At 71.1% G+C, this 3,064-nt stretch carries 1 protein-coding gene; it reads right to left on the minus strand.

Annotated features, from left to right (window positions below; all coding sequences use genetic code 11):
- On the minus strand, nt 1-3,064 hold a 3,064-nt coding region (gene ydiJ, locus HSDC_RS16140), incomplete at both ends, for a D-2-hydroxyglutarate dehydrogenase YdiJ (protein WP_064700988.1).

Here is a 3,064-nt window from a genome sequence, read left to right on the forward strand (position 1 = left end):
GCCGCCAGCAGCCCCTGGAGGGGATGTGGCAGGGTAGCATCCGACAGCCGCCTGGCCTGGCTGCGGCAGGAGTAGCCGGTGGCCAGCAGACGGCCGGCGTGGGTTGGGTCCTCGACCTTGGGCTGCCAGGACTGGGCGTAGATGGTCTTCGAGGTCGCGAGGTTGCGCGCCTCGTGCCCGTACGTGCCGGACATGCCGCAGCAGCCGGTGGCGATCACCTCGAGTTCGAGCCCGAAGGCCGCGAACACGCGCTGCCACTGGGCCGGCGCGCCGGGCACGCTGGTCTTCTCGGTGCAGTGGGCCAGCAGCCGGTAGCCAGGGTCGGTGAGCGGCGGCGCCTCGGCGGCCAGGTGCGGGGCGCGCTCGGCCAGCCATTCGCTCAGCAGGCGCACCTCGGGCACCCGCGCCGCGCCCAGGGCGTCCACGTACTCCTGACGATAGGTCAGGGTCATCGCCGGGTCGATGCCGACCAGCGGCACGCCGAACTCGGCCAGCGCCGTCAGGCGCTCGGCCTGCGTCTCGGCGGTGCGCGCGAAGGCCCTGAGGAAGCCCTGGACGTGCAGCGGCTTGCCGTTGGGGCCATAAGGAGCGACGAAGACGCGCACGTCGAGGCACTGCAGCAAGGTGACGATGTCGCGCACCACGCCGGCCTCGAAGTAGCGGGTGAAGGCATCCTGGACCAGGATCACGCTGTTGGCCCGCTGCGCGGCGGTGAGCCGGCCAAGGGCGGTGGGTGTGGCGCGGGGCACGCCCCAGGCGGCGAGCTGGCGGTCGAGCCGTGCCCGCGACAGCCGGGGGCTGTCGACCAGGCCGATGGGGCCGGCCAGCAGGCGGCTGACCCCGCGATTGCTCAGGGCAGCGTTGTAGAGCGGGGCGAGGCGCGACAGCGTCGGCGCCAGGAACTCCAGCCCGCCGATCAGGTAGTCGCGCGCCGGGCGCAGGTAGCGGCCGTGGTAGACCTCGAGGAACCGCGAGCGGAAGGCCGGCACATTGACCTTGACCGGGCACTGGCTGGCGCAGGACTTGCAGGCCAGGCAACCGGCCATGGCGTCATAGACCTCGTGGGAAAAGTCGGCCTCGCCGCGCCGCCGGGCCAGGGTGTTCTTCAGCTTGCCGGGAAAGGCCTTGATGGCCCCCCAGGTTCCCGCGCGCCGCTGGCGATGTGCGTCCTCGACCACGTCGACGCCGGCCTCGCCCTGGCGCCGCAGCCATTCGCGCATCAGGCTGGCGCGCCCCTTGGGCGAGTGGATGCGCTCGCGGGTGGCCTTCCAGGAGGGGCACATGGCGTCATCGGGGTCGTAGTTGTAGCAGGCGCCGTTGCCGTTGCAGTGAACGGCGTCGGCGTGGGCCTGCCAGACCCGCGGGGCGATCCGGCGATCGAGCTGGCCGCGGGTCGGTACCCCGTCGATGGCCAGCAGGCCCGGATCGACCCATGTCACGGCCTGCTCGTCGGCGTGGTCCGACGTTTCCTTTTCATTGAAAGGGGTAGCGATCTTGCCCGGATTCAACTGGTTTCGCGGATCGAAGGCCGCCTTGAGGCGTTGCAGGCTGGGATAGAGCGCACCGAAGAAGGCCGGCGCGTACTCCGAGCGCACGCCCTTGCCGTGCTCGCCCCACAGCAGGCCGCCGTACCTCTGCGTCAGCGCGGCGACCGCATCGGAGATCTCGCGGATCAGGCGTTCCTGGGCCGGGTCCTTCATGTCGATGGCCGGGCGCACGTGCAGCACCCCGGCGTCGACGTGGCCGAACATGCCGTAGTCCAGGTCGTGGGCGTCGAGCAGGGCGCGGAACTCGGCGATGTAGTCGGCCAGGTGCTCCGGCGGCACCGCGGTGTCCTCGACGAAGGGAATCGGGCGCTTCTCGCCCTGGACATTGCCGAGCAGGCCCACGGCGCGCTTGCGCATGGCGTAGACCCGGGTGATCGCCTCGCGGCCCACGGCCTGGGTGTAGCCCAGCCGGGTGACGCTGTCGTCGCCGGCGAGATGCTCGCAGAAGGCCGTGACTCGCGCGGCCAGGCGCTCGGGGTCGTCGTCGTTGAATTCGACCAGGTTGATGCCGTGAGTTGGCGTCTCGCCTTCCGGGAAGAACTCGCCGACGCTGTCCCACACGAAGTCCTGCTGGGCCAGGCCCAGCACCTTGTCGTCCACCGTCTCGATGGAGGTGGGCGCGGCAGAACTGGCCATCAGCGCCTTGGCGTCGCGCAGGGCGTCCATGAAGCCGGCGTAGCGCACGTTGACCAGGGTCGAATGCCCGGGGATCGGCAGGACATTGAGCACCGCCTCGCTGGTGAAGGCCAGCGAGCCCTCGGCGCCGCACAGCACGCTGTTGAGATCGAAGCGGCCGTCTGCGGTACGCAGGTGCGCCAGGTCGTAGCCGGTCAGGCAGCGATTGAGCGGCGGGAAGGTCGCGCGGATGCGCTCGCGCTGGGTGTCGATGATCTCGCGGGCCTCGCGATGCACCCGGCCGACGGCGTCATCGCGCGCGCAGAGGGCGTCGAGCTCGGCCTCGTCGACCGGCCGGGTGACCAGGCGCTCCCCGCCGAGCAGCACGCTGTCGAGCTCGAGCACGTGGTCGCGGGTCTTGCCGTACTCGCAGCTGCCCTGGCCGCTGGCATCGGTGGCGATCATGCCGCCGATGGTGGCGCGGTTGGAGGTGGAGAGCTCCGGGGCGAAGAACAGCCCGTGGGGCCTCAAGGCCGCGTTGAGCTGGTCCTTGACCACCCCGGCCTGGACGCGTACCCGGCGGGCCTCGACGTCGATCTCGAGGATGGCGTTCATGTGGCGGGAGACGTCGACCACCAGGCCGTCGGTCAACGACTGGCCGTTGGTGCCGGTGCCGCCGCCGCGTGGTGCCAGGACGATATCGGCGAAGGCGTCCTGGCCGGCCAGGCGGGCGAGACGCTCGAGGTCGGTGACATCGCGCGGATAGAGCACCGCCTGGGGCAGGCGCTGGTAGATGGAGTTGTCGGTGGCCAGCACCGTGCGATTGGCGTAGTCCGGGGCGATCTCGCCGGCAAAGCCGGCCTCGCGCAGGGCCTCGAGGAAGGCCCGGTAGCGGGCGGCGG

Source organism: Halomonas caseinilytica (genome assembly GCF_001662285.1).
Lineage (GTDB): Bacteria > Pseudomonadota > Gammaproteobacteria > Pseudomonadales > Halomonadaceae > Halomonas > Halomonas caseinilytica.